Below are 26,140 nucleotides of genomic sequence, written 5' to 3' on the forward strand. Positions count from 1 at the left end.
GGTTCGAAAGGGTCAAGACCGACCCCTGATCAGTCGTCGGCGCGGACGGTCTGCAGCCCCTCGAGTGCGTCCTTGACCGCCGACAAGTCCGGTTGCACGGTGGGATCGTCGGTGCTCCACGCGTACCGAATCGTCCCGTCGGTGTCGACGACGAAGACCGAGCGCTTCGCGATCCGTTTGTGGCCGTTGAACTCCTCGTAAAACACGTCGTAGGATTCGGCGACGCTCCCGTCGCTATCCGAGAGGAGGGCGAAGGCCAGTTCCTCCGTCTCCGCGAACGCTCGATGGCTGAACGACCGATCCGTGGAGATGCCGTACACCGTCACTCGGTCGTCGAGGTCGAACCACAGCAAATCGTGGAGCGAGCACATGTGTTCGGTACATTCGGGGTGGAAATCGAAGAGGTAGAAGTTGATGATCACCGGTCCTCGCTCGAGCGCGTCAGTAAGCGAGTACTCCGACATCTCGGTCGCGTCTCGGTCCATCGCGGTTCCGGGCAACGTGAACGCCGGTGCGGCGGTGCCTTCGGGGAGCATCGCGATCAGGCCTCCCCGGGCGGCTGGTCGCTCCGTCCGGGCACGCCACGGCCCTGGAAGAAGTCGCCGGCCCAGTTGCCGATCCAGATGTCCTGATTCGCGGTGTACAGCGCCCACGCCGTCGTGAACGCGTCGTCGACGACCGACCACTCGTCGGCGCCGGTGTCGTACTCCACGACGTCGTTGTACACGGCGGCCTGTCCGTACTCGCCGCCGGCGGCCGGCGGGAGAGGGAGCGTGAACTCGGCACCCTCGTCGCGGCTGTTCGGACGTTCGGCCCGTTGCAGTCGCCCGCGGTTGAACGTCCCGTTGAAGTAGCGGGCGTACACCTCCTGCACGTCGAGATCGAGGAGCGCGTCGGCGGCGTTGAGACCGCCGGTTACGTCCCCGGCGTCACGCGACGTGATTCGGTAGGTGGAGTCGCCGGAATCCGTGGCGAAGGTGCCTGCGTCCTCGTCCCAGAGTTCGTCGAGCAGGTAGCCGAGGACAGTCTCCGCGGTGTCGCGGTGATCGACGCCGTCGATCTGGGAGGCCCAGAGGAGACCCTGTCCGACCGCGCCCTGCGTCGCCGCCCCGTTGGCCGTGCCGTCGGCCACGCGTCCGTTGCCGTCGAGGTGGGCGTCGACCTCGGCCGCCAGGTCGTCGGCGTAGCTCGCGGCGGCAGCACGCAGGTCGTCGCCTCCTGCGTGGGTTCCGTACCAGCCCACGGCCCCGAGCATCTGTCCGAGATCCCGGGTCGACCCCATGTCGACGACATCCGAGGGATCGAAGAGGTTCATCGTCGTCTGCGCCATCCCGTCGGTCAGTTGCTGGATCTTCCCCTTCGGCACGAGCGGTTCCGGGTTCACGTAGCCGAACCAGCCGTTCCCCGCGAGACTCGTGAGATCCGACAGGAACCAGAGCATCGCCGAGTGGTGGTTGGGCCGGGGCGTGTCGTCGACGACCGTGCCGTCACTCGGTCGGAACTCGGAGACGAGTTCGAGCGAGTCGCCTTTCGTGAGCGCGCCGTTGCCGTCCGGGCCGCCGGCGATGAGCGTCGCGTTCGTCCCGATCTGGGCGAGGGTGGTGAGCATCTGCGCGCGGAACTTCGCCGCAATCCCCGGTGGAAGCGTCTCGAAGTGTTTCTGGAAGTTCTTCGCCCACGTCACACCCTTGAGGTGCGTCCACGCGACGGAGGAGGGACTCACGACCTTCGAGGACTTCGACATGTCCCACTGCAGGGTCGACGCGTCGGGTCGCCCATCGCCGGAATCGAAGACGGGTTGTTGGGTGAAGTGGGGGTCGCCCGCCGTGAACGCGGCCATGTTCAGGTTCGGATTCTTGATCGGCGGTTTGTCCACGTCGGCGTGTTGCAACATCGCGGGCACTCGCTGTTCGAACTGTTGTCGCTGGGCGTCGTTGTGCGGGAACTGGACGCCGTTGCCGCTCATGGCGATGTTGGTACTCATGTTGTACAGGGAGTACCAGTAGGAGTCCCAGGTGGCGTCCTGCCACGCGTACGCGTTCGTCCCCCCACCCTCGCCGGTGACGATGCCCGCCACGTCGAGGAGTCGGGTGAGCGACTGAGCGGCGGCGCTCAGTTCGACGTCGTCGACGGCCGTCGTCCCCGGCCCACCCTGTGGCTGACCGACGACGACGAGACCGACCATCCCGAGTCCCTCGTGTGGCCGACAGAAGTAGTTGTAGACGCCCGGCGTGTCGAAGGTGTGTTCGAACGATTCGCCTGCCGGCAGAATCCCGGAATCGAAGGGCGTCGCTCCGTCGGGAATCCGGCGTGCACGGTCGAAATCGGGATGGTAAGCCGTGATCGAATGCGAGCCCTCGGCGACGTTCCACGTCACGGTCGCACCCTGTTCGACCCAGACGACGGCCGGCGTGTTCACGTGCTGACCCGCACCTCGATCCGAGGAGAGCATCGTCGCTTCCACCGTCGCCGAGGAGTGGAGGTCGTCTGGTCCCCCGAGTTGATCCGCCCCCGGGGGGTTGGTCCCGGACGTTTCCGTCGCCGTGGCGGTCGACGTGGGAGTCGCCGTCGCCGTCGAGGTGGCCTCGGAGCCTCGCTGACTGTTACAACCCGCTAGTGCGCCGATGGCTGCGGCCCCACCGAGACGGAGGAGCGCGCGTCGGTCGATGTCGTCGATTGGCATAACTATCCGAAACTTAGTTTCTTCTCGTAATGAATCTCGGACAACCACGGGCTCAGCAGGTAACGCGTTCGTAACCCCGTGAACAGTTGCGCATTGGGTCGATCAGGCGGCTCTCGTGGAGAGGACTAGAACTCCCGACGATCCGTACGAGCACGTGCTTCCAAGAGTTGAGGAAAGGTGACAGTTCGTCCCCGACGACCCGCGTCCTAAACGGCCGACGAATCGTCGTCGGGTTCCGTGAGATGTTCGAGGCCCCAGTCGCGCATCGCGAAGATCACCGGTTCGAGAGAGCGACCGTGATCCGTGAGCGAGTACTGCACCCGTACGGGTTTTTCGCTGATGATCTCGCGGTCGACGAGTTGCTTCTCTTCGAGGTCGTCGAGGCTGCTCGAAAGCACCTTGCTCGAAATGCCGTCGACGTCGGCTTTGAGTTCGTTGAACCCGCTGGGGCCGTGTTCGAGCAGTCGGTGAACGATCACGGGGTGCCATTTCTTACAGATGAGCGACGCCGTCGTCGTGACTGGACACCAGTCCTCGCCGGCACACCACACTTCGAGTTGTTTGGCAGCAGCCACCTCTTCCGTCTCGTTGCTCATATCTCCCTCGTACGGACGGGGATAGTATAATAGTTACCTACAGAAATTAGGTAACTTGACGTGATTCGGCTCAGAGACGGCCGAATAGGGAACGACCCGGGGCGCGGCTAGCCGGGTCGGCGACCCCCGCTAAGGTGAAAAATGGAGACGGGATTCGACTACAGCGACGGGGGGAACGTGAGAACGTTGCGGATGCCACCACCCGGAACGTTTGTCGTCCCGCGAACCTGCCCTTCACCCCACTCGTCGTGGAACAGGTCACAGTTGAACGCGACCGGCATGTCCAGTGGCAGGATTGGGTGTTCGGATTCGTACCGGATCACGATGGGGTCCTCGTTGTCGCCCATCTTGACGTTGTAGTTCCCGTAGGCTAGCGTGCCGCCGGCTCCGACATCGAAGCCGTCGCTACCGCCGTAGCTCCCGCCCAGCGTCGTGTCTTCGGTAATCGAGACGATCCAGCCACCGTCTCTGACTTTCCCGGCCAGCATCTCGTCGCGATTGGTCGCCCCGTCGTCGTGGTTGTTCGGCATCGCCCGCCCCGACACCACGTAGGCGTTGTAACCCACGTCGGGATCCTGGTAGAACGGATTCAGCACGGCCGAGCCGTCGGTACTCTCCTCCGGTTCGAACAGGCCTGCGTCTCCCTCGAACGTCAGTCCGAAGCGCTCCTCGTAGAACGCCTCTGCCGCTCGCCGATCCGCGTCGATGGTCTCCTCGTCTCGCCCCATGATCTCGCGCTGGAAGCGCTCCGCGTTCTCGACGACGCTCCAGTCGCCCTCGACGAGTGGTTCGGCGAGATAGACCAGTACGTGGTCGAATCCGCCGAGATCCGATGGGGTGAGCGTCTTCGCACCGCCGTAGTTCCCGATCCGTCCGGGATTGTTACTGTCGCCGCCGGCGGCAGCATCGGCTCGATCGGCGCTCACGGTTCCGCTCGTGCCGAGTCCGAGCGCACCCGCGATACCGACCGTTCCGATGGCCTTGAGTGTGTTGCGTCGGTCCATTGGTTGCTCCGCGTGGCCCGGCTCTGCACGTCTTGGGCCACGGTATCACGTCACGCTCGAGGATTATATTTCAGCTGTATCACACTTGTAAGGTAGTAACCGATGCGTCACTCGCTTACTATTCGGTTGATACGTTACCCCGCCCTCACTCCGCCTACTCCCTCATTTTGTGTTCGACGCCCCACTCGTGGATACGGTCGACGATGGGGGCGAAGTCACGGCCGCGTTCGGTCATCGCGTACTCGACGCGCACCGGCTTCTCGCTCACGATGCGGCGTTCGACGAGTTCGTGTTCCGTCTCGAGTCGGTCGAGGCTGTCCGACAGGACCTTCGACGATATGTGATCGATCTCTCCCTTGAGTTCGCCGAATCCCATCGCGCCCTCCGTCAGCAACTGGTGGAGGATGACCAAGTGCCACTTGCGCCCGAGCAGGTTTGCCATGGAGATGAGCGTCTCCTGTGACTGGCTCGGTGTGACGACCGACGTCGATTTCGTATCACTCGATTCTGAGTGTGTACTCATGAGTATCTGTGAAAACCCGTTATCGGTGGTCGGGGTTCGGCGGGTGGATCTGCCGATTTATACACGAACTGTCGGACACGGTTGTACAACTCGACCGGGAACTCCTTACTATTCTGTGAGTGTGAAGAGGGACTTCCAATACGAGTAACCTATTTATGTTGGTAGCGTTCGTCGGGAGAAACCGGTGGAAGGCACGACGGACGACCCGCCGTTAGAGGGTGCCTCTGCGGTCGGACGTTTCGAGTCGTGGCCGTCGCCCGCGACTCATTACCGACTGTAACTGTTTCAAGATATTCGCCGCCCCGAGGTGACGAATATCTTGATCGACTTACAGCCGGCAGTATCAGCCCGAACGTTCGACCTGATTAGCGCAGGAAGTCGGCCAGTTCGTCGCGGTAGGTGTCCGGCCGATCTTCCATCACCCAGTGGTTTGCGTCGTCCAGCCCGATCAGTTCGGCCGTCTCGATATCCGCTTGCAGGCGCTCGGCCCACTCGATGGACTGGAACTGGTCGTCCGCCCCCCACAGGAGGAGCGTCCGGGCTTCGATCGTTTCCGGATCGATCTCAGTCGTGTGATTCGTGTTCGTCGAGATCGCGTTTCGAACGAGAGAGGTTACTCCCTCTTCGGAGTTCCACGGCGTGGTCATGCCGTCGAGGAACGCGTCGCTGTGCTCCGACCCGTAGAGCGTATCCCGAAAGAGGTCGTCGAGCATCGTCTGCAACCCCTCGACGCTGGTGTCTCGTGCCGTCTCGGGAAGTCCCAAGTCGGTGATCAACTGGATCGGCCAGGAGTCGTACGCGATGGAGTTCGATAGCACGAGCTCGTCGACTGCGTCCGGATGGTGGGCCGCATAGCGGAGGAACACGCCGCCACCGAGGTCGTGACCGACCAGCGAGGAACTTTCGACATCGAGCGCCGACAGAAGTTCCGTGATCATCTCCTCCTGTGCGCGGATCGATCTATCGAATCCGTCGAACATCGACGAGTTGCCGTATCCGATCATGTCCGGCACGATGACGCGGCGTTCCGCCGCGATCGGCCCGATCACGTCCCGCCACAGGTAGGAGTTCGTCGGGATCCCGTGGAGAAAGACGACGGGATCGCCCGATCCCTCGTCGTAGTAGGCGACGTCGAGTTCGTGTCCGTCGACCGTGACGGTCGCCGTCTCTTGCGCTGCAGTCCACTCCGCGTAGCTTGGCATCCTGAATCACCCATCGATACATTCCAGTCCCCCCGGCAAACGCTTCTTGCCTATAGGGATAGGTATTATCGACGCCGTCCGTTCTGTCGTGACGGACTCGACGGTCCGATCACGTGTCGTCGACCGCGGCGTCGAAGAGAGCGGTAAACACCTTGGATTGAGCCGCTCGGAGGTGCTGGCTGAACGTCGGCTGAGCAATCCCCAACGCGTCGGCACACTCTTGGGCCGCACTTTCGCGCGGCCACGCGAAGTAGCCGCTCAGATACGCCGTTCGAAGTACCTCGTACTGTTTTTCGGTAAGTCGGTCCGCGAGGATGGTGTGGACGCCCGATTTCGTTCGAACAGGTGGGGACTGGTCACGTTCTCGCTTGGCGAGAAACTCCGCTTCCGAATGGCGTGCCCGAAACGTTTCGACGACAGTTCGAACGGCGACGTGAGCTGGAACGGTCGCGACGACACGGCCGACGCCGCCCGCGGCCGAAACGTCGCGGGTGATTGCGCCGGTGTCCGCTAGCGTCGCGGTGACACACGGCCCAGAGACGACGAACTGGAAGAGATTGCCGTCGGGACCCTTCCTGACGAGACGAGCCTCTGCGATTGCGGATTCGCTCGCAGCCATGTCGAGGACGTCCTCCGGAGGCGTTTCACGGATACTGAAGTATTGAAGCAGATCCCCATCCGCGCGGTGGATCAACTCCTCGAGTCGGATGAGACAGTCGGTTTCGGCCGAGAGACGAACGAAAAAACAGTTTCTGTCCCGCACCTCCAATTCGATCTCCGTTATTGGAGTCTCGACGGGTTCCTGAACGGTCATACCCAGCCATCACTGACCGAACTAATAGGCATTCGTCTGCCGTGTGTCCGTTTCGAACACTCGCCCGCCGTCCATACGGACCCGACAGGAACGGATGGAACCGTCGTGGGTCCCCTTGCTCACTGCACTACCGAACGACGTGGTCAAAACGAGACCGATACACGTAGATCGTCACTTCGGTGACGGTGTTCTCCTCGTCGGACGGGGACCGTTCTAACGCGGAACCTGATAGGATTGGCTCGAAGATCGGTCCGCGGATGAGTTCTCTATGGAGAGAGCGACCGGCTCATGCTAATCCTTCCCCAGAAAATCGAGTCAGACAGTCTCGAACGAGCTGATCACGTCACTTGTCGAGTATCGCTCGACCAAATCCTGTTCGTCGAAGTCGGAATCGTCACTCCAGATGACCGCATCGTTGGCGATCGCACAACCTAGGTAGAGCATGTCGTCGGGATCGGTGTCGCCGATCGCCGCGTCTGCCTCCTCGATAGCCCGATGGAACTCGTCGACTGGAACGACCTCGATGTACTGGAACAGGAGGTCGACGAACTGCGCCACTCGGTCCGGTTCCATCCCGGACTTCTCCACGATCAATTCCTCGTAGTTCTCGATTTCGTCGTAGACGAACGCGGGAGTCAGGAGGTCGGGGTCGAGCGTGACGATGCGCTCGCGCGTTTTCGAGTCGGCGACGAGTGCGGAGACGACGACGTTGGCGTCGACGACCAGCCTCATTCGTCGTGTCTACGCCGATTCCTCGTCGACGCGCTCCCGTCCACGCTCGTTGATCTTGTCGGCGATTTCCTGCACGTCGCTCTCGGTGAGTTCGCTCCCACTGGTGAGTTCGTCCATCACTTCGAGCGTCTCGATTTTCTCTTGGATAGCCTGTCGCGTGACCTCGCTCCAGTTGATCTTCGGATGCTTTTCCATTCGCTCTTTGAGGTCGTCGTCCACGTTGACCGTGATCGAAGGCATACGGAGATCTATGGGATCACAGAATACTGTGTTTTTGGTGTATTCTATATTCCCCGATTTCGACCGTCTCAGGCCCGACAAGGGAATTCGTTCACCGACCGACCGAGCGCCTGCAGCGCCCATCGCCGACTTTTCGTTCGTAATCGCACGATAACGTCGGGGTAACCGCCGATGTCATCGTCTCTGGGTGCACTGGCGTTGATTTCGTTCAGCCACTGAACGATCGGAAAGGTGGCGGTTCCGTCCCGTGGTTCGCTACCTCTACGGCGTGGCGCATGGCATCTAATCATTGTGCCATTGAACGTGATTCCTACCCGATCGCAGGACGGTGGGTCTACGCCGACCGGCTCGGACACGGTGATCAGTCCGGTCGTTCGGCGTCGTCCCTCGCGACGTTGCCCCGATACTCCCCTGCCCGTAGCACGCTCTCGACGGCACGCGTGTACGTCGCTTCTCGGCACGTTCGCGTCGTCTCACCGCTCGGGGCAGGCACCAGTTCGTCACCGGGCAGTTCTCGGTCCATCTGGTCGTCGGTGGCGCCCCAGTCGAGATGCCCGTGTGCGTCGACTCGGTCATTCGCTCGTCCCCTCACTCCTATCGCTTCCTCATGAAGGTAGACCGCGCACGGTGCCGAACAACGCCATCCAGCCGGCCGAGCCGGTATCCCCCTCGGCATCACCTACGGTTATCATGACAGCCAATCTATTAGTTCGCAACCAACGATGGCATCCATCCTCGTCTGCTACGGCACCGGTGAGGGACAGACCGAGAAAGTAGCCGACCGACTCGCCGACGAACTCACGGTGCGGGGGCACGACCCGACGACGGTGAACGTAAAGGCGGTCGGGAGCCACCTCGACGTCGCCGACTTCGACGCCGTACTCGTTGGTGCGTCGATCCACTTCGGCCGACAGCAGAAGGCCGTCCGCAAATTCGTCACCGCCAACCGCGACGTACTGGTGACGAAGCCGACCGGCTTCTTCCAGGTGTCCGGAGCGTCCGCGAACGAGAACGGCGCGGCCGAAGCGACGACGTACGTCGAGAAGTTCGTCGAGGCGACGAACTGGCGGCCCGACCGCATCGGTCTCTTCGGCGGAGCGATACGCTTCTCGGAGTACGGCTTCCTGCTGGGAGCGCTGATGAAACGCGTCGTCGAGAGCGGATTCCCGGAGGTGGACGCGTCCGGTGACGTGGAGTTCACCGACTGGGAGTCGGTCGACGCGTTCGCCGACGCGTTCGCCACGTTCGTCGAGGAACGGTTCGGCGACGCAGGGGGTACGGAGTGATTCGATGTTGATAGACGAGGCACGGCAAGAACACGCCGGAGCGACCGGGCTCTCCGTCGGGAGTCCGTGGACGTTCTTCGTGGTTACCTACGCCATCACGTGGGCGTTCTGGCTTCCAGCCATCGTCTTCGACGTGTCGTTCAGCACCGTCGAAGGCGTCGCGTTGCTCGTCGCGGGACTCGCCGGTCCCGGTCTCGGAGGGATCGGATTCACGTACCTCGTCTACGACGACCGAGGCCGTGCGGACTTCTGGATTCGTCTTCGAAGCCTTCGTCGAGTCGGTCTGAAGTGGGTGCTCGTCATCGCCGCCGTGCCACTGGCGTTGAGCCTCCTCGCCGCGGGCGTCGACCGACTGTTCGGTGGCGTCGGGGCGACGTGGGCCGAGGGCGTCGTCGGCTTCGCCGCCAACCCGCTCACGATCCTGCCGACCCTCTTTTTCGTGACGCTCCCGCCGTTTCTCGAGGAACTCGGCTGGCGCGGCTACGTGCTCGACCGACTCCAACTCCGCTGGTCGGCGCTCGGCTCGGGCGTGATCCTCGGCGTGGCTTGGTCGCTCTGGCACCTCCCGCTGTTTTTCGTCGCCGACACGTACCAGTCCGGACTCGGCGTCGGAACGCCCGAATTCTGGCTATTCTTCGTCAGCGTCGTCCCGCTTTCGATGGCGCTGTCGTGGGTCTACAACAACACGTCGCGGAGCATCCTCGCTGCGATACTCTTGCACTCCTCGGCCAACTTCTCGGGTGAAATCGTCGCGATAACCCCGAGAGCGGACGTCTACAACGTCGGGCTCTGGGTGCTGTTCGCCGTCGTGATCGTGGCGATCTGGGGTGGGAAAACCCTCGCCGGCGCCGACGAGGTACCGAAGCCGCCACGTCCGGCGCGGCGATAGGTCGTCGACGGCCCGCTCTCGACGTGACTCAACGAGAACGTTCGAGAGACCGTGCTGAACACCAGATGCGTTCTCGACCGCCAGTCGCTCACAAGCGGTAGTGACCGTCCGAGGAGACGTTTCGACGACTGTACGAACATTCGACTGTTGGACGCGAACGGCTTACGTGACCCATTGGCTACTCGCTGTCGTGATGGCTCGCACACACAGTCGATTGGTGCCCAGAACGGACGATATCGAGGAGGCGTGGTAGTATGCGACTCCCGATTCCGAAGACCAAGCTCGTGGCGTTCACACTTGCCGGAGCCCTACTGACCGCGGTTATCGCCGGTGGCCTCGCGTTCCCGATTCCGGGTGTGACAGGGGGAGATACTGGGAGCGACTCCGGGACGCAATCGACCGGCGCACCACAGTCCGCTGCCGACGTGCCGACGCCGAATCAGGACTTCACGCCGGCGGTGCAGACCCAGACCGGTTACGAGGGCGAGGAGCACGAAGAGTACGAAGAGGACGACGAAGACGAACATGAAGAGTACGAAGACGACGAGGACGAGGGCGAACACGAAGAGCGGGAGGCGGAACACGACGACGAGTACGAGGATGAAGATGAAGCGGAGTGAGATGATCGGATGAGTGTGTTGTCGTCGGTGTACGAACGCGCGGGTGAGACACACCGTGAATTCGAGTGCTGTGACACGCAGTTCGTGATTCGGGCGACCGGCGTTCGGGCGTCGACGGGCGTCGATGCTGCACAGCAGACGGTACGGCGGCTCGAAGGGGAATTAAACGCATTCGACGAGAAGAGTGCCGTCAGCCGACTCGATCGGACGGGATCCGTCGAGAACGAACACGTGGCCCGCATCGTGCGCCGTGGACTGGAGTACTACGAACGGACGAACGGCGTGTTCGACATCCGTCAGGGACGTATCGAGCACGACCTCAAGGCGTTCCTCCGGGGTGACCGACAGTCGCTCCCGGAGACGTTCGAGGCGGGCGATATCGAACTCGATGGGGCGCTGGTCAGAACCGACCATCCGCTCGACCTCAACGGGCTGGCAAAAGGCTACATCGTCGATCGGGCGGCGTCGGCGCTCTCTGGCGTCGGTCGACGCGGGTTCGTGAGCGGTGGTGGTGACATGTCTCCGCCGCCCGGGCCGGTCGCCGTGGTGAGTCCCTACGGCGACGAGACACCGCTGAAGGTACTGGAGACGGACTGGTTCGTCGCGTCCTCAGGTGACTATCGTCGCACCCGGAACGGGACGGATCACATCTACGACCCGACGAGCGAGCGGATCGGCTCGCGTCACGAGTCGGTCACCGTCGTCGCCGAGCGTGACTGCATGGAAGCGGATGCCCTCGCGACGACGCTGGCAGCCCTGCCGCTCGACGACGCGCTCTCGCTGGCCGAGTCGTGGGCGAATGCGGAAGCGCTCGTCGTGCACGGCGGCGTATTCCACACCACCGAGGGGTTCGAGACACATGTCCTGGACTGAGAAACAACGCATCACGATCGTCGCGATAGTCGTCCTCGTCGGTGCGGTACCGTTGCTCTGGGGGATCGGAGACGTCCGTGTCGCCCAGGCGACCGAAGAGAAACGACACGACCTCGTGAACCAGACGGTCACGGCGCGTCACGCGCCGACCGATTACGACGGTGATGGGCTCGACGACAGTACTGACCAGTGCCCGACGCGTCCGGAGACGACGAACGGCTTCCAGGATTCGGACGGCTGTCCGGACGTCGTCGCGACGACGGGGGCGTCCTGATGTCGGCGATCGTCTGGTATCTGGACCGTGGGGCGGCCCTCCTCACGTATCCAGCCCTGTATCTCGCCGTCCTCACGGGAATCCTGTACAACACGGCGTCGTTCGGCACCTTGCACGAGGCGGCCCGTCGTGTCCACGTCGAACTATCGGTCTTCGCGATGCTGGTGACGCTTCTCCACGCAGGCCTCGGTGTCGTCGATGCGTGGTTCGTCCTCACCGGACAGGTCCCGGAGCCGGCGTACTCGATGCCGTACTTCGTGGGCGGTCTCGCCGTCGGGGTCGGGGCGCTGGCGTTGCTCGTCGTCGCCGTCCTCGGATTTACCGATCCGAAGCGGTTCGAGCGACCGTGGGGTCCCCGCGTCGTGCATTCGTTCGCGTACGCCGGGTTCGCGTTCGGCACGATCCACGCAGCGGCCATCGGCACCGACGTGACGGGGTTGATTCGTCCGTTGCTGGGCCCCTCGCTCGTGCTCGTCGTGTACGTCCTCCTGTTGCGTGTGCTCGTGCTTCGGGGAACGTTCTCCAGTGCAGCGTCGCGTCAGTAACTGTCCCAGAGTCCGAGGAGGCGGTCGACGATTCGGTCGGTGAACGATTGACGGTGGATCGTGTACAGATACCTGACGTGGTCCGAATCCGACACACGGTACAGCACGCGCTGGCCGTCCCGTTCTTTGGTGACGAGTCCGGCGTCGGCGAGTTTCGAGAGGTGCCACGAGACGGTCGACTGGGCCTTCTCCAGTCGGTCGCTCAACTCGGTCGTCGAGAGTGGGCCATCGACGAGGAGGTGGGCGAGAATGCGGCGACTGTACTCCCGCCGGAGCGCGTTCATCACGGTCCGGTCGGCGTCGTCGAACTCCGCAGCAGGGTAGTACCGCGTGTACTTGCCGTCCTCGGAGACGTCGATCAACCCTTCGTCGGCCAGCCAGCGGAGCTGGTACTGGAGCGTTCCCTGTGCGTAGTCGAGTTCGTCGAGTAGGGCACGGAAGTGACTGCCGGGGGTGTCGGCGATCTCCCGATAGATCGCTCGTCGAGATTCTAATTCGAGGTCGGGCTCCGGCATTGCTCAGTCCCGTGTGAGCGCGAGGAAGAACGCGACGAGGCCCCCGAGGATGAGGACTGCACTCCCGTGTTCGAGTAACTCGAGCGTCGCATACGGAACGTACGGAAGCAGGGGATATTCGAGAAATACGACGAGGCCGTAGAGGGCGAACATCGCGTAGCCAGCGGTGACGATACCCATTCGGCGGTCGCGTTCGCGACGCCACGCCAGATAGCTGAGCGCACTGAGCGCCGCGGCCACGAGGAAGATGCCGAGGCTGACGTACTGTTCGAGGAGTTGTGCGAGGGGCATACGAGTCGAACGGACCGCGATGGATCGCGGTCGAATTGTGGTGCACGAGGCGGCAATCGGGTAAAACGGTTGGCGTACAAGTGTCGAATTGGACGCCGATTCCTCGGCCGAGGCGCATCGAAATCGGTCGAACCGATTGGGAGTTCCGTCGCGGCCCTCCATTGGGGCCGGTGTCAACGACGCCTCCGCACTCACGACGTCGACTCACCGTCGGCTGGTACGTAGCTTGCAGGCTTCCCAACCGACACTGACGATGCATCCAGTAGCCGGTCTCCCAGTTGCCAGATCGTGATCCCCGTCACCAGTCGTTACCACGATTCGAGTGGCCCACCCGCAGTCACTCGAACGGCCGCCACGTATCGGTCGTGGACGACGCAGGCGGCGGTGGCGAGCAGTGCGGCCCCGATCTCGGCGACTCCGACCGGCCCGGCGAGGAGAGTGCCCGCACCGGTGAGGTAGACGAGCGAGAGCGACGCCACGGCGTTCGTCGGTCACGACGAGTCGAGTCGGCTAGCCCCGTCTTCGTCGACGGCCACGCTGTAGTTCCCCGAGAGCGTGCGGAACGTGGCGAACGAGTCCTCTGGGTGCTCGACTTGCGTCACGACGGCCCCGTCGAGGACGACTGTTACCGTCCGGAAGTCGCCGGGAAGCGAGACGAGTGCGTCGAATGTGGTCTGCGGCGTACAATCCGCCGAGGGCTGGCCCTTCACCCCGTCGCCGGGCGCGACTTCGACGGTGAAGCGGTAGTGCCCCGGACTCGACTCCGTGAGATTCGCCCGAACGTTCACGTCGGTCACGTCGTGTGTGAACGTGAGATTGAGGGCCACCGTCCGCGTCTCTCCGCTAGGGGCCTGTCCGACCCAGCCGCCGGTCGCGGGGTTGCTCACACAACCCGTCCCAGTCGAAGTCGAGAACGTCGGCGAGGAGACGCTCTGAGTCGGAACGAGCGCGGCACCGGCCGCTGCGCCCCCCGCCGCACCGACGATCAGACCGACGACGAGTCCGACAGCGAGAGCGAGTCTGGTGTCCATGCGTGGATAGTACGCGGAATCGGGATAAATAGCGTCGGAGGGCGAGTCTCAACTGCGATGCCAAGACGGAGTGTGTCTCCGCGTGGCTCGTTCAGTCCGTGTCGACGTTCCAGGGCCCCGTCTTCGAACTGGTCGGCGCGCTCTTCCGCCGAAAACAGTACTGGAAGAGGTCACTTGACGACAATTAGAAATCGCAAGTCGCGGGACTAATCCCGATAGCGACCGCTTCCGACCTCCAGTTCGCCTTGCACGAAGTACCAGCCTTGGCCCGGGCCCAGCAGTTCCGTGTGGGCCCACTCGCGGTACTCGTTGCCCGTCCACTCGCCGGCGACCCACTCGTTGCGACCGTCGAGTTGCGCGGAGACGTACACCGTCGTGTCCTCGGGGGCTCCGTAGGTGGCGTACACGCGGGTGTCGTACTCGAAACAACGGTGGCGTTCCTGTTGACCATACCTGCACTCGACCCCCGTGCGGTTGAACTGCGGCGTGAGCAGTGGCTCCGTTCCGAACGGCGCTGCCGTATCGATACTCTCCTCGCTCGTGGCGGTCACGGAGAACGTGAAAGTGCCGTCGTCGACCACCCCCATCGAGGGGTTGGAGGGGTCGTACTGCGACTCGGGGATCGGTTCGCGCCACCCCATCGTTTCGTTCTCCACCTCACGGTAGTAGGCGCGCTGAACTTCGATACGGTCTGCACTGATGGCGAGCATCCGTCCGTGCTCCGTGTCGACGAGTTCGTAGGTGAAGTTCACACGCGCCGGGGTGACGTCGGACCCACGAATGGCGGGAGTCTCGCGGCTGTACTGGACGTCCTCGACGAACCGCTCGCCGAGTTCCGCGTCGCCGTTCGTCTCCGGAACCGGCACGTAAAACGTCGCGTTGGTCAGCGTCTGGTTTGTCGCGATCGTCACCTGATACTCGTAGGTACTCTGCTCTGATTGCTCGGCGCGTTGCTGGCCCAGCGCGTAGACGCCACCGAGCAGTAACGCGAAGACGACGACGACGGCGACGACGCCGATACCGACACCACGCCAGTTGACGCTGCTGTCGGGGGCGCGCGTGACGTAGCGGTACCCGAGGACGGCGACACCGGCACCAGCGACGAATCCGATCGGAAGGGCGACGAGCAGCGACAACCAGATGAACGCTTCGAGCACGACGGCGACGACGACGGTGACGACGGCGAACGTCAGAATCCCGGCGACTAAGCTTCCGACGACGACGCTCCAGTTACGCTCGTGACCTTCACCCGCAGCGTCTTTGGACGGATGGGCGCCTGCGAGGAGACTGCCGAACGCACCGCCGATGCTCGCAACGAGGACTTGCCCAATGGTGGCCGCAAGCGACAGCAGTGCAGCGATACCGAGGCCTGCGAGCGGCGTTTCCGGGCCGAACGGCAACTCGCCGAAGCGTGTGAAGAGAATCACGCCCGTGACGACGGTGCTGAGTGCTGCCATGACGACGCCAGCGACGGCACCCGCCACTAATCCCCCTTTAGTATCGTCGCGTTCGAGGTACCCCGCGACACCGCCACCCAACAGTGGCGCGACGAGGAGGACGAGTGGGACGAAGCCGAGCGCGGACCCAACCACGCCACCGATGACTCCGTTCTGGATGGTCTTGCGCGTCAGCAGAGACATATCTGAGATGACACTACGCGATTACAAAAATTTGAGCCGTAATGAGACCCACCAACTGAACAGTTGCTCGTTCGAATCGTAACCTCACTCTCCGCACCGCTGTCTGGGAGTCACACCTGTTTCGCTAGGGACGAACGAGCAGGCGTTCCGAACCGACGAGGATGACGAAGGCGACGAGAGCGGTCACCAAGAGCGGCACGAGTGGTTGTTGGTACGTTCCGAGTTGCCCTGCTTCCGCGAGCGACGAGACGATACCGAACAGCGCCATGAGATTGTGGAAGAGGAGCGCACCGTAGAACGATCCGCCCACGAAGTAAATCAGGCCCGTTCCGACACCAACGACCGTGAGGAGGCCGACCATCTCGAGCGAATTGAACGGCGGGCTATGTGCGACGTGGTACACTCCGAAGAGAACACTCGAGAGTACGAGCGCACTCCCGCGTGCGAGGTACTGATTCAGACCACGAGAGCGCAACAACGCTGCAACGCTTCCCCCAACGACGACCCAGCAGACGGCGACTTCGGCGATGGAGACCGGAAGCACCTGCGCAAACACGTTCATGACGACGACGGGGTCGGTCGTTGGCGGTTGCTGGAGTGCGTAGAGAGCGAATCCAATGATTCCTGCGAGGAGGACAGCCACGAGGGTACGAGGGACCGAGCGGAAGCCGAGTTCTGCCCGGGAACTGAACTCGGAGTCGACGAATTCTCGGACGAGGAGTAGGGCGAGAATTGTTCCGACGAAGACGTTGGCAACCCCCGTGTACACGAGGCGGTCGGTCACGGCTTCGGGGTGGAGGAAGGTTTGAATGCGGCCTTCCAGCAGCCACGTGATCACCGTCCATGTGGCGTACGTTCCCAGAGCGACGAGCGCTTTCCCGAACGGAGAGAGGCCAGCGATAAGGGGGAGTCTCGGTGCGCTTCTCGCGAATCGGCCGATCGAGGTCATGGTTCATATACTATCGGGAATATCCATAGCAATTCAGTATAGTTCTCTTCGAGAGGAACGACGCGAAGTTGTCCGTGTCTCTGTGTTCGTTCCGTTACTATCAGTCAAGTTGCTACACATGCAATAGCCGCAGTGAGTGCGACACAGGTTGTACTGGACGCTATTGGCCCGTTCGCTGGGTACCTGATGGGAACGGTGCCCGACCCCGTCACAGCCGACTTCGAACGGACGACGATCGCGGTCGAGTGACGGATTATCGTTCCGGATCTCGCGATGGTTCGATCCATCTCGTCGGTACCAGTGCAGCCAGAAGCAGTACTGCTGGGCCGACGATGAACCCGGCCCACGTCACCAGAGTCGCCGCGCCTGCAACCGCAAGACCGATCCGCGTTCTGAACCCCAACACGAAATCGTCGCGGAGCGTGAACCGTAGCACCCACCCGCCACACACCGCCGGGACGGCGATGAATACCGCCGTGACGAGCATTCCCGCCGTGGGGCCGATCGAAGACAACGCAATCCCCATCTGGACGAGCGTACTCACGCCCGTCCCGAGAACTAACGTTCCCGCGCCGATCAACCCGTAGCGAATTACTGGACGTGTCCAGCCATCGTGTCGTCGAGCGCGAAGCAGTACGGCACCACCGACAAGCGTGACGAGCCAGGGACCGGCGACGACGAGTGGATGCTGGCCTTCCCAGAGGTGGACTCGAACGAGGTCGAACGGGACGGTTAGGTACTCGGCCGGCGAGAACTCCTCCTCGTAACCGATGGTTACGCCGACCGGACCGCTCGCGTTTCGGGGCGCGTAGACGGCCAGCAGGTACACCCCGCCCTCCTCGACGGTCCGCTCGACGCTGATCGTGTGATAGTTCGCGGATGGGGTGAACGGCTCGTAGGTCGCTGTGTCAGGACGGTCACCCTCGAACACCACCGCACCCATTCCCTCCGGTATGGACACTCCGCTCGGCACCCGATCGGTCCGATTCAACGACTCGCTCATCAGGACTACCGAGGGGGTAAACTCACCGCTCGACGGCGTAAAGGTCCCGAATCGTAGCCGCTGTCCATCTCTGAGGGTCAATCTGTAGTACTTGACCTGTCCACGCTCTAGGCGGTCGTAGAACGACCACGATTTGGTCGCGTCCGGAACCGCAAGTGCCCGGTCGGGATCCGTGTTGTCGCCGGGAAACGCCGGCACGTGTGCGAGCGCTGGCGTCGCCACGAAGGTGAGCACGAGCACGACGATTGCAATCCGGGCGGCGTCCATCTCTAACGCCGTCCCATTGGTCGCCAAGAGGCATAGATTCAGCGAGTACGGGTTCACGACTATGTCGTCAACGCGACTATCTTGAGTCAGGAGGCAATCGTATGACCACAGCTGGGGAGCGTGATCAGTTCGAATCGGACAACACGGCCTCGACGACGATGGGACGATGGCGGCGACGAATCGGACGGATGTTCGGGGTCGTACTCCTCGGTACCGTCTATTGGGTGCTAGTCCGTCCGCGAATGTTGAACTGGGGCGCGACGCCCGCGGAGGTTAGCCGGTCGCTCCCAGGTGACGACCTGCTCCCGAACGCAGACGCCGAGTCGACCATGGCTATAACCATCGACGCCCCGCCCGACGCTATCTGGCCGTGGCTGCGTCAGCTCGGCCAAGAGCAAGGCGGATTCTACAGCTACGAGTGGGCAGAGAATCTCGTCGGACTCGATATCCACAACGCGGAGCGGATCATTCCGGACTGGCAGACCCTCAAGATCGGCGATGCGGTCCGGCTCGGCCGTGCCGATCGACGAAACGACGACACGACTGCTCGTTCGCTCGCGGATCCGTCTGCCTGAGAACCCCGTGATCAGAGCCACCTCTCTCGCAGTCCTCGACCCGGTGTCGTCGCTGATGACCGACGGGATGTTGCGGGGAATCCAGCGCCGAGCCGACCGACTCGTCGGGACGGAAACGGACGCGACGGGGAGTGGCCCGAACCGGGAGCGGTAACCGCGACACTCGGGGTTCCCGCCGCAGTCTCCCGTTACGTGGGCTCGGTCTATCGACCGGTTCCGACGATTCCTATCGTTCGAAAAACATATTTATAGTATACCCACCCGATATCTGATGTGTCGATATGGTCTCTATGGGGAATTGGATACGAAGCCACCGCGTGGCGTCCTTCTTCCTTCTCGCGTACGCCATCTCCTGGAGTTTGGACGCCGCGGTCTTGGTACTCGGAATGGAACCCTCCTGGACGCGATGGATCATCAGTGGATTCCTCAGCGCCCTCGGACCGGCAATCGCCGCGGGGATCGTCCTCTCCATCAGCGGTGAGAGTCTTCGGGGCTGGCTTAGGCGCGTCGTCCGCTGGCGTGTGCATCCGAAGTGGTACGCGGCGGCCATCGGGGTCCCCGTGATCGTCGCGCTGGGGTCCGGTGCCGTCCTCCAACTGGTCGGCGGCCCGGTCGAGTTCGCGTCGTTCGCGTTCGATCCGGTTTCCCTGGGTATCGGAATCCTCCTCGGAACCACCATCGGCGGCGGTCAGGAGGAACTCGGCTGGCGTGGCTTCGCCCAACCCGAACTGCAGGAGCAGTACGGGGGACTGCGGGCCGCCGTAATCGTCGGGGTACTCTGGGGTAGCTGGCACCTGCCGCTCTTTTTCGACCCGACGGTAATCCACTCGCAGTGGCCGCTGCAATCACAGCTCGCCTACTTCGTCGGTATCGTCGCGTTTTCGATCCTGATCGCGTGGGTGTACAACGGCTCCGGCGGAAGTATCCTCCTTGCGATGCTCATGCACGGGACGGAGAACGCTGCCGGCGGACTGGTCCCGCTGGATCTGGAGCGGGCGATCGTCGAAGGCGTTCCGGACTGGGTGGCTCTCGCGCCGATGAACGTCTCCCACGCCGTGTTCATGTGGCTGCTCGCCCTCGTGGCCATCGGCGCCACCGGGACGGGGTTGCTGGCTCGGCGTGAGATGCGGGAGCGTCGTGATTCGTCGACCACACGCGGCGTGTGACTCCGGGGAACCGACCGGAACGCACAGCGCCTCCGAACCAACGTCCAAATCAGATGCCGAACATCCACGAACTCCTCGATGTCGGAACCATACAAGTCAGTGCCCTCCTCCTGCGTGATGCGACGTTCTTCGCTCGATCGCTCGACTCACGACCGCTCGTCGAGGTGGCGAGTGAATCGGAGGCCACCGTCGACGACCTCGGTCGTGCTGGCGAGCGGTCCGTGACCGTCGACACACCGATCGGGACGTTCGAGACGGCGTATATGCCCTGGCAGTGGCGTGGCCCGGACTATCCGACGCTCATCTATCACCACGGGAGTGGCGAGCGGCCGTTCGACTTCGGGCGGTTCAGTTCGAACTCGTTTCGGCGGTTGTTCGTCACGGCCGACGAAGCGATCCCGGCCAACGTCATCGCCGTCAGGGCTCCGTTCCACGACGGGTCGAACACGGAGTACGCCCGGGCGATGGGCGACCTCGAGAACTTCGTGGGGATGCTCTCCGCTTCGGTCGGCCTCATCGACGCGCTCGCGACACAGGCGAACGATCGTACCAGTTGCCCAGTCCTCGCTTCGGGTCTCAGCCTCGGTGGCTGGGCCGTCAACCTCCACCGGGCGTGCTTCGACATTGTCGACCGATACGTCCCGATCTTCGCCGGGGCGGCGCTCGGCGAGATGTTCGTCTCGTCCATCTATCGGAAGATGACTGCCGAACCGGCTCGGAGACGGCCGGACTACCTCCGCGAGATACTCGATTTCGAGGCGGAGTTCAGTGCCGTCGGGACGGATGATTGTTCCCCATTACTCGCCCGGTACGACCGTATCATCGAGTACGACCGACAACGCCCGGCCTACGCGGGAATGTCACTGTCCGTACTGGAGAACGGCCATGTCACTGGATCGCTTGCGACCGATCGGCTCCGCGAGCACGTCCTCTCAGTTCTCTCGACGTGTAGTACCGACCGGATCAGTCGCGAGTAGTATCGAGCAGTCGCAAGCTCAACCTCCGACTGCTCGACGCTGGCCACGACAGTCTCCTCAGGCGAGTTTGACAGCCGTCCCATAGGCGATCACTTCCGAAGCGCCTTGGGTAACCTCGGACGTTTCCATCCGGACGTTCACGACGGCGTCAGCCCCCATCTCGAGTGCATTCGCTTCCATCCGCTCGATCGCCTGATCCCGAGCATCGGCGAGCAGCGTCGAGTAGGCCTTGAGTTCTCCGCCAGCGAGATTGCGGAGCCCCTGGGTGATGTCGCGTCCCACATTCCGTGCTCGGACGGTGTTGCCGCGAGCGATACCGAGCACCTCCACGATCTCGTGGCCAGGGACGGTCTCGGTGGTGACGGTGGCGACGAGCGACTGCTCTACATCCGTCGAAATGGCTGTTGAGGACATATCTACCACTAGGACGGTGGGAGAGATAATAAACCAGTAGTGACCCGTGCGTTCACGTGGTGGGCTACGGCCTCAATCGAGGCGCAGGTCACCCTGCGAACGACTGTAGTAGCGTTTGTAAGTCATCGCACACCCTATCGCAGGACTTCGTGCAATCGGGTGTGCAAACAGTTACAAACGCTACTATAGCGACCACGCTCGGCATCTCGCTGTTCTCGTAACTCAACAGGGACAACCCATCCGGAGTCACACGATCGCGGTTCCGCTCACCCGGCGATCTGTGCTATCGCGACCGCCTCGCGGTAGCACGCGACTGCCAACAGCAGATACCCACCGATCAGCAGTGCCCACTCGCGTTGTGTCAGCGACCAGTCGCTGGGCGACTGCACGCGATCGAACTCTTCCCGCCACCGTGGGCCGGACGGCTGATGCCAGATCATGACGCCTCTGGTGGCGACCACGATGGCGACGATGGCGGTGATCTCCATCGGCCCGCTCCGCTCGACGAGTACGGTCAGCGACGGCACGATGCGCGCTCCCGTCCCGATGGCGAGCGACCCGGTCCCCCAGACGGCCCCGTACCAGGGCGCCTGGACGACCTCGATGACGTATCCCATCGGCGTGTTCACCGAGCGGAGCGTGTTCGCGCCGATAGCGATCAGGGAGACGCCGACGTTCCACCCGAACAGCCACAGGAACTCCCGTGTGATACTCCCCGCGTACCCCGTAGATGCGCCCGGATTCCCGCCGCGTAACAGCCCCTGGGGAAAGAAGAGGTAGCTGAGGATCCACGCCGCGGTGAACACGCTCGCGACGACGATCCACAGGGAGACGAATCGGACGAGGACGTCGTCGTGGTTGACGTAGCGCCCGATTCGTTTCGACACCCGACCGATCGGTCCGGTCGGGTTCGATGCTGCCATACGGAGGACAGTCGTGTGGTCGCGACAAATACGTTGGCGACCGTCACCCGCCCGTACTAACCGACGTCCCCGTTGGTTACGTGATCGCTTCCGCTTCGGTCTCGGGCGGAAGGCCGGCGTCTTGGGGGGTTGGTGGGTCGCGATTTGCGAGGCGATCCGAACCGTAGACGACGACTAGGAGAAGTGCGATCAACACGAGGGGAAGCGCCCCCGTGACTTCGGCGAGCAGGTTCAGCCAGGGATCGGGCACGCCGTTCGGGACGAGCGCCTCCGGGTCGGCGGGGTGAAAGATGCCCATGGCGTTGACGCCGGCGTGGAAGACCGCGACGGCGAGGACGCTTCCGCCAGTGCTGTTGTACATCCACGTCCAGAGGATCGAGCCAGCGAGGATGGAGACCATCCAGAGGAGTTGCTGGGAGAGCGGCCAGCCGCCGTGGGTGGTCGTCGCGTTCAGGAACAGTGGGAGGTGCCAGGCGGCCCACGTGACGCCCACGATGGCACTCGATACCAGCGCGCTGAAGGAATCCTGGAGTATGGGCAGCATGAACCCACGCCAGCCGAGATCCTCTTGGCCGCCACCCCACACGGTCCCCCACGCCATCGCGAAGAGGTAGATGAACGGCGACTCGAACTCGCCGAGATCGATCGGACCACCGGCGGCGACGAACAGCAAAACGCCGAGCGAGAGGATGACGAACGGGAGTCCAATCGCGAGCGCCCACCATTTCGCGCCGATGCGCCACTTGAACATCTGCCCGATCCAGGTGCGGAGACTGCCACCGGAGGCCCAGACGACGACCGCCGCGCCGATGGGCGGGCCGAATCCGCCGAAGCCGATCAGAATCGAGTGCGTCCAGGAGGCTTCCATCCCAGAATACGCGAGTGCGCCCTGAATCGTCCAGGTGAACGCATACGCGATCGCGACGAAGCTCAGGAGGCGATGCTGATCGATCCACGTACGGAGACTAGACATACCTCCGATTGTGGGCACATCGCAGTTAACCGTACTCCGAGCCGCCGAATTTTCGGCACTACACTCTTCTCGACGCGTCTCGGAATCCACGCGTATGCGCGACGACGTTCTCGTCGCCGTCGGCGACGTGTTCGTCGTCCGCCCCGGCGACAAGATTCCGCTCGACGGCGTCGTCGCGTCGGGCGAGGGAACGGTCGATCAGGCGTCGCTCACCGGTGAATCAGTTCCCGTGCCGAAGGATTCGAACCACACGAGACGAGCGAAGGGGTGAATTCCGGCACGGTGTTTCTGAGCCAGAATCAGGAAGTAACACTAAACGCACGTCCGAACTAACGTGGGGATATGAGTGTCGTTCGGCCCCGTGCTCGGTGGTCTGACGATCGGTCGGCGGGATCGGCGGTCTCGCGGCGGATTCACGGGGGGACTACAGGCGACCGATGATAGACGAGCGCCATGCGGCGATTTCGCTGAACGAGTTCCCCGATCCCGTCCTCGCCTACGCCGTGGAGGGTCGCGACGCCCGCGTAACGACGGTGAACGAGGCCTTCGAGCGACGGTTCGACGACGTCACGCCCGACGCGCCAGTCTCGACGGTGTTCGACCGATTCGGCACTATCGAGACGTCCGGTGACGAGGATCCACTCACCCACCTCGTTCGGGGTGATCGTGTCGGAATATATCTCGACGGTGAGCGAGGCTCGTTCTTCGGACGGGTGATCCCGTCGGACGAGAACGCCGGGTATCTCGTCCTCTCCGATCTGGGGCAGTGCCCCGACGTCGCAGACTCGCCCGCCGTCGACCAGGTCAGTAGCGTGATCAGCCACGACCTCCGGAATCCGCTCGATGTCGCCAAGGCACATCTCCAGGCCGCACGGGAGACGGGCGATCCGGAACACTTCGAGTCGATATCGAGCGCCCACGACCGGATGGAACGGATCATCCGCGACGTCCTCACCCTCACGCGGGGGGATGCCGTCGTGGACCCGTCGGAACGGGTCTCGATCGAAACCGCCGCGACGGATGCGTGGCAGTCGGTCGATACCGAACGAGCCACGCTCGATCTTTCGGACCCGCTTCCGGCGACGACCGCCGACCCCGACCGCGTCCGGCGGTTGTTCGAGAACCTGTTTCGGAACAGCGTCGAACACGGTTCGACGAGCAGTCGGTCGGAGGCCGACGATAGCGTGGAGCACAGCTCCACGGACGACCGGCGCTTCCGCGCCGGTAGCACCGTAGAGCGCGGCTTGGAAGGCGAGGATGTCCCCGACAGAGACGGCGAAGTGACGCCCGGAAGCAGCGTGACGATCACCGTCGGCACGTTGGAAGACGGGTTCTACGTCGCCGACGATGGCCCCGGTATTCCCCCCGAAGAGCGGGAGGTGGCCTTCGAGCCGGGATACTCCACGAGAGAGGGTGGGACTGGACTCGGCCTCGCAATCGTCGAGCGCATCGTCGCTGCACACGACTGGGAGATGAGCCTCACCACCGCCGAACACGGTGGCGTGCGATTCGAAATCCGATTCCAACCCCGATGACCGAACACCTCACCGAAACCGACGGATCGAGGCGGTGGTCGTAGCGATGGACGACCGACTCCAGCGGGCACCGATCGGCATGCTCGACGTCTCGGCCGACGGGACCGTCTCGGACATCAACGAGACCGGTCGGACACTGATCGGCGTCACGACCGATCCGACTGGCGCCACGCTCGACGACGTGGTTCCGCGGTCCGTCGACGACACGCTCCTCACTGCATTCGAGGGGGCGTCCGTCACCGAGGCGGAGTTCGAGGAGTACTATCCCGACCTCGACCGGTGGCTCGCCGTCTCCGTCGTCGGGATCGACGGGGGAGGGATCGTCTATCTCCGGGACGTGACGGCACGGCGCCGCGAGAAACGGTCCCTCGAACAGCTACGCCAGGAACGCAAACGAACCGGGCTCATCGACGACGTGCTGTCGGACATCCTCGCAGCACTCGTCGATGCCACGTCTCGTGAGGAGATTGCCGAAACGATCTGCCGAGGGCTCGGTGAGACCGAACTGTACGAATTCGCCTGGGTTGGAGAGCGCGACATGGGACGCGACGAACTCGTCGTCCGCGCCGTCGCGGGCGAGACCGGCAAGACCTTCGAGGCCGTCCGTGACGCGGTCGACGATGGAACCGTGACGACGCCCGAGGAGCGTGCCGTCGAGAACGGCCGACTGCGGGACGTTCAGCCACTCACTGCCAGTGTTTCGGTCCCCGAATCGGTGCGGACGGCCGGCTTCGCCGACGGCGTCCAGTCGGCGTTGGCGATTCCGCTCGTCTACGGGCCGAACGTCCACGGCGTGGTCGGGGTCTATGCCGACGGCACCGAGACGTTCTCCGACCGGGAGCGCGCCAGTTTCGAGACGCTGGGCGAGGTGGCCGGGTTCGCGATCACGGCGGTTCGGAATCGGAACCTGTTGCTCTCGGACCGCGTCGCGGAGATCACGTTCGAACTCGGCGAGGGATCGGTGCTGACTGGACTGAGTCGGTCACTCGACGCGACGTTGCAACTCGAAGGCATGGTGCCACAGGACGACGATACGCTGCTCTGTTTCGTCTCGGTGGAGGATGGCGACGTGGAGCGGATCGAGCACGAGGCCGCGGACGTCGAGGCGATAGCGAAGACACGTATCATCGACGACTCCGAGTCCGGTGGGACCGTCGGCATCACCGTCCGAGGTGGGACGCCCTTGCTCGCCGTCGCCGCGCTGGGTGGGACCGTTCGACGCGCGACCTTCGAGGGTGGAACGGGACGCCTCGTGGCCGATCTGCCCCCGGACGGCGACGTTCGCCGGATCGTGGAGACGATCAGCCACGAGTACGACGCCGAGTTCGTCGCCAAGGAGGAACGGGAGCGGTCGGTGACGACTGCCCGCGAGTTCCGCGACGAGTTGGACGACCGGCTGACCGAGCGCCAGCAGACGGTGCTTCGAACCGCGTACCTCGCCGATTACTTCGAGTCGCCGCGGGGAAGCACGGCCGAAGAAGTCGCCGCCTCGCTCGACATCACGGGGTCGACGCTCCTGCACCACCTCCGTGCCAGTCAGCGGAAGCTCCTGGATGCGTATCTCGCGGAGCGGACGGGGGCGGCCAGCGGGTCGAAGTGA

Annotated in this window: 31 protein-coding genes and 1 pseudogene; 12 read left to right on the forward strand and 20 right to left on the reverse strand. The window is 63.3% G+C overall.

Annotation, left to right across the window (positions count from 1 at the left end; translation table 11 throughout):
• Positions 1-29 precede the first annotated feature (29 nt).
• From DU484_RS12360 to DU484_RS12405, 10 genes are all read right to left on the reverse strand, one after another.
• Positions 30-536 (reverse strand): redoxin domain-containing protein, encoded by a 507-nt coding sequence (locus DU484_RS12360; protein WP_114606066.1) that lies wholly within the window; start codon positions 534-536, stop codon positions 30-32.
• A gap of 5 nt (positions 537-541) precedes the next feature.
• On the reverse strand, positions 542-2,683 hold the full coding sequence (locus tag DU484_RS12365) for a cupredoxin domain-containing protein (protein WP_114606067.1): 2,142 nt from the start codon (positions 2,681-2,683) through the stop codon (positions 542-544).
• A gap of 206 nt (positions 2,684-2,889) precedes the next feature.
• Positions 2,890-3,279, reverse strand: coding sequence for a winged helix-turn-helix transcriptional regulator (locus tag DU484_RS12370; protein ID WP_114606068.1), 390 nt, complete (start codon positions 3,277-3,279; stop codon positions 2,890-2,892).
• A 158-nt stretch (positions 3,280-3,437) separates the two neighbouring features.
• Positions 3,438-4,283 carry a hypothetical protein gene (locus DU484_RS19575; RefSeq protein ID WP_157969566.1) on the reverse strand — a complete coding sequence of 282 codons (846 nt, stop codon included), beginning with the start codon at positions 4,281-4,283 and terminating at the stop codon, positions 3,438-3,440.
• A 154-nt stretch (positions 4,284-4,437) separates the two neighbouring features.
• Positions 4,438-4,806, reverse strand: a complete 369-nt coding sequence (locus DU484_RS12380) for a winged helix-turn-helix transcriptional regulator (protein ID WP_114606069.1) — start codon at positions 4,804-4,806, stop codon at positions 4,438-4,440.
• A 365-nt stretch (positions 4,807-5,171) separates the two neighbouring features.
• The gene (locus tag DU484_RS12385) at positions 5,172-6,008 is read right to left on the reverse strand and encodes an alpha/beta fold hydrolase (RefSeq protein WP_114606070.1); all 837 of its coding nucleotides are present in this window, start codon (positions 6,006-6,008) and stop codon (positions 5,172-5,174) included.
• Positions 6,009-6,117: 109 nt separating this feature from the next.
• Positions 6,118-6,822, reverse strand: coding sequence for a bacterio-opsin activator domain-containing protein (locus DU484_RS12390; RefSeq protein WP_114606071.1), 705 nt, complete (start codon positions 6,820-6,822; stop codon positions 6,118-6,120).
• A 315-nt stretch (positions 6,823-7,137) separates the two neighbouring features.
• On the reverse strand, positions 7,138-7,554 hold the full coding sequence (locus DU484_RS12395; protein WP_114606072.1) for a PIN domain-containing protein: 417 nt from the start codon (positions 7,552-7,554) through the stop codon (positions 7,138-7,140).
• A 9-nt stretch (positions 7,555-7,563) separates the two neighbouring features.
• On the reverse strand, positions 7,564-7,794 hold the full coding sequence (locus DU484_RS12400; RefSeq protein ID WP_114606073.1) for a hypothetical protein: 231 nt from the start codon (positions 7,792-7,794) through the stop codon (positions 7,564-7,566).
• Positions 7,795-8,155: 361 nt separating this feature from the next.
• Positions 8,156-8,317 (reverse strand): hypothetical protein, encoded by a 162-nt coding sequence (locus DU484_RS12405; protein WP_157969567.1) that lies wholly within the window; start codon positions 8,315-8,317, stop codon positions 8,156-8,158.
• 199 nt (positions 8,318-8,516) lie between these two features.
• Between DU484_RS12405 and DU484_RS12410 the strand changes: the two genes are divergently transcribed.
• The 6 genes from DU484_RS12410 (at position 8,517) to DU484_RS12435 (ending at position 12,281) form a co-directional block, all read left to right on the forward strand.
• Positions 8,517-9,080 carry a flavodoxin domain-containing protein gene (locus DU484_RS12410; RefSeq protein WP_114606075.1) on the forward strand — a complete coding sequence of 188 codons (564 nt, stop codon included), beginning with the start codon at positions 8,517-8,519 and terminating at the stop codon, positions 9,078-9,080.
• 4 nt (positions 9,081-9,084) lie between these two features.
• The gene (locus DU484_RS12415) at positions 9,085-9,969 is read left to right on the forward strand and encodes a type II CAAX endopeptidase family protein (RefSeq protein WP_114606076.1); all 885 of its coding nucleotides are present in this window, start codon (positions 9,085-9,087) and stop codon (positions 9,967-9,969) included.
• Positions 9,970-10,223: 254 nt separating this feature from the next.
• A complete protein-coding gene (locus tag DU484_RS12420) occupies positions 10,224-10,589 on the forward strand; it encodes a hypothetical protein (RefSeq protein WP_114606077.1) in 366 nt (121 codons plus the stop codon).
• Between the two features lie 9 nt (positions 10,590-10,598).
• On the forward strand, positions 10,599-11,462 hold the full coding sequence (locus tag DU484_RS12425) for an FAD:protein FMN transferase (protein ID WP_114606078.1): 864 nt from the start codon (positions 10,599-10,601) through the stop codon (positions 11,460-11,462).
• Positions 11,449-11,736 (forward strand): hypothetical protein, encoded by a 288-nt coding sequence (locus tag DU484_RS12430; protein WP_114606079.1) that lies wholly within the window; start codon positions 11,449-11,451, stop codon positions 11,734-11,736. The genes DU484_RS12425 and DU484_RS12430 overlap by 14 nt, the downstream gene beginning before the upstream one ends.
• Positions 11,736-12,281, forward strand: coding sequence for a hypothetical protein (locus tag DU484_RS12435; RefSeq protein WP_114606080.1), 546 nt, complete (start codon positions 11,736-11,738; stop codon positions 12,279-12,281). The genes DU484_RS12430 and DU484_RS12435 overlap by 1 nt, the downstream gene beginning before the upstream one ends.
• Here DU484_RS12435 and DU484_RS12440 read toward each other — a convergent pair.
• The 7 genes from DU484_RS12440 to DU484_RS12465 all read right to left on the reverse strand — a co-directional run bounded on the left by DU484_RS12440 (position 12,275) and on the right by DU484_RS12465 (position 17,977).
• Positions 12,275-12,796 carry a winged helix-turn-helix transcriptional regulator gene (locus DU484_RS12440; RefSeq protein WP_114606081.1) on the reverse strand — a complete coding sequence of 174 codons (522 nt, stop codon included), beginning with the start codon at positions 12,794-12,796 and terminating at the stop codon, positions 12,275-12,277. The genes DU484_RS12435 and DU484_RS12440 overlap by 7 nt on opposite strands.
• Positions 12,797-12,799: 3 nt before the next feature.
• Positions 12,800-13,087, reverse strand: coding sequence for a hypothetical protein (locus DU484_RS12445; RefSeq protein ID WP_114606082.1), 288 nt, complete (start codon positions 13,085-13,087; stop codon positions 12,800-12,802).
• Between the two features lie 308 nt (positions 13,088-13,395).
• On the reverse strand, positions 13,396-13,566 hold the full coding sequence (locus tag DU484_RS19580; protein WP_157969568.1) for a hypothetical protein: 171 nt from the start codon (positions 13,564-13,566) through the stop codon (positions 13,396-13,398).
• Positions 13,567-13,578: 12 nt separating this feature from the next.
• Positions 13,579-14,118: a hypothetical protein gene (locus DU484_RS12450; RefSeq protein WP_114606083.1), complete on the reverse strand. Its 540-nt coding sequence runs from the start codon at positions 14,116-14,118 to the stop codon at positions 13,579-13,581.
• 206 nt (positions 14,119-14,324) lie between these two features.
• Complete coding sequence (locus DU484_RS12455; protein ID WP_114606084.1) at positions 14,325-15,758, reverse strand: DUF5518 domain-containing protein; 1,434 nt, start codon at positions 15,756-15,758, stop codon at positions 14,325-14,327.
• A gap of 124 nt (positions 15,759-15,882) precedes the next feature.
• Positions 15,883-16,707, reverse strand: a complete 825-nt coding sequence (locus tag DU484_RS12460) for a CPBP family glutamic-type intramembrane protease (protein WP_114586309.1) — start codon at positions 16,705-16,707, stop codon at positions 15,883-15,885.
• 253 nt (positions 16,708-16,960) lie between these two features.
• Positions 16,961-17,977: a hypothetical protein gene (locus DU484_RS12465; protein ID WP_114586310.1), complete on the reverse strand. Its 1,017-nt coding sequence runs from the start codon at positions 17,975-17,977 to the stop codon at positions 16,961-16,963.
• Positions 17,978-18,165: 188 nt separating this feature from the next.
• Here DU484_RS12465 and DU484_RS12470 point away from each other — a divergent pair, with 188 nt between their 5' ends.
• The 3 genes from DU484_RS12470 to DU484_RS12480 all read left to right on the forward strand — a co-directional run bounded on the left by DU484_RS12470 (position 18,166) and on the right by DU484_RS12480 (position 20,695).
• Positions 18,166-18,552: a hypothetical protein gene (locus DU484_RS12470; protein WP_222844845.1), complete on the forward strand. Its 387-nt coding sequence runs from the start codon at positions 18,166-18,168 to the stop codon at positions 18,550-18,552.
• A gap of 386 nt (positions 18,553-18,938) precedes the next feature.
• The gene (locus DU484_RS12475) at positions 18,939-19,718 is read left to right on the forward strand and encodes a CPBP family intramembrane glutamic endopeptidase (protein WP_187347700.1); all 780 of its coding nucleotides are present in this window, start codon (positions 18,939-18,941) and stop codon (positions 19,716-19,718) included.
• 53 nt (positions 19,719-19,771) lie between these two features.
• Positions 19,772-20,695 carry an alpha/beta hydrolase gene (locus DU484_RS12480; protein ID WP_114606085.1) on the forward strand — a complete coding sequence of 308 codons (924 nt, stop codon included), beginning with the start codon at positions 19,772-19,774 and terminating at the stop codon, positions 20,693-20,695.
• A gap of 57 nt (positions 20,696-20,752) precedes the next feature.
• Here the strand turns inward: DU484_RS12480 and DU484_RS12485 are convergent, their stop codons facing one another.
• The 3 genes from DU484_RS12485 to DU484_RS12495 all read right to left on the reverse strand — a co-directional run bounded on the left by DU484_RS12485 (position 20,753) and on the right by DU484_RS12495 (position 23,005).
• Positions 20,753-21,109 carry a YbjQ family protein gene (locus DU484_RS12485; protein ID WP_114586312.1) on the reverse strand — a complete coding sequence of 119 codons (357 nt, stop codon included), beginning with the start codon at positions 21,107-21,109 and terminating at the stop codon, positions 20,753-20,755.
• Positions 21,110-21,375: 266 nt separating this feature from the next.
• A complete protein-coding gene (locus tag DU484_RS12490) occupies positions 21,376-22,032 on the reverse strand; it encodes a hypothetical protein (RefSeq protein WP_114606086.1) in 657 nt (218 codons plus the stop codon).
• Positions 22,033-22,108: 76 nt separating this feature from the next.
• Positions 22,109-23,005, reverse strand: coding sequence for a CPBP family intramembrane glutamic endopeptidase (locus DU484_RS12495; protein ID WP_114606087.1), 897 nt, complete (start codon positions 23,003-23,005; stop codon positions 22,109-22,111).
• A 112-nt stretch (positions 23,006-23,117) separates the two neighbouring features.
• Here DU484_RS12495 and DU484_RS12500 point away from each other — a divergent pair.
• The 3 genes and pseudogenes from DU484_RS12500 to DU484_RS12510 form a co-directional block, all read left to right on the forward strand.
• Positions 23,118-23,243: pseudogene (locus DU484_RS12500) on the forward strand (P-type ATPase); the annotation flags it as partial.
• A gap of 199 nt (positions 23,244-23,442) precedes the next feature.
• A complete protein-coding gene (locus DU484_RS12505) occupies positions 23,443-24,540 on the forward strand; it encodes a sensor histidine kinase (protein WP_114606088.1) in 1,098 nt (365 codons plus the stop codon).
• A 46-nt stretch (positions 24,541-24,586) separates the two neighbouring features.
• Positions 24,587-26,140 (forward strand): bacterio-opsin activator domain-containing protein, encoded by a 1,554-nt coding sequence (locus DU484_RS12510; protein WP_114606089.1) that lies wholly within the window; start codon positions 24,587-24,589, stop codon positions 26,138-26,140.

Source organism: Haloplanus rubicundus (genome assembly GCF_003342675.1).
GTDB classification, from domain to species: Archaea; Halobacteriota; Halobacteria; order Halobacteriales; family Haloferacaceae; genus Haloplanus; species Haloplanus rubicundus.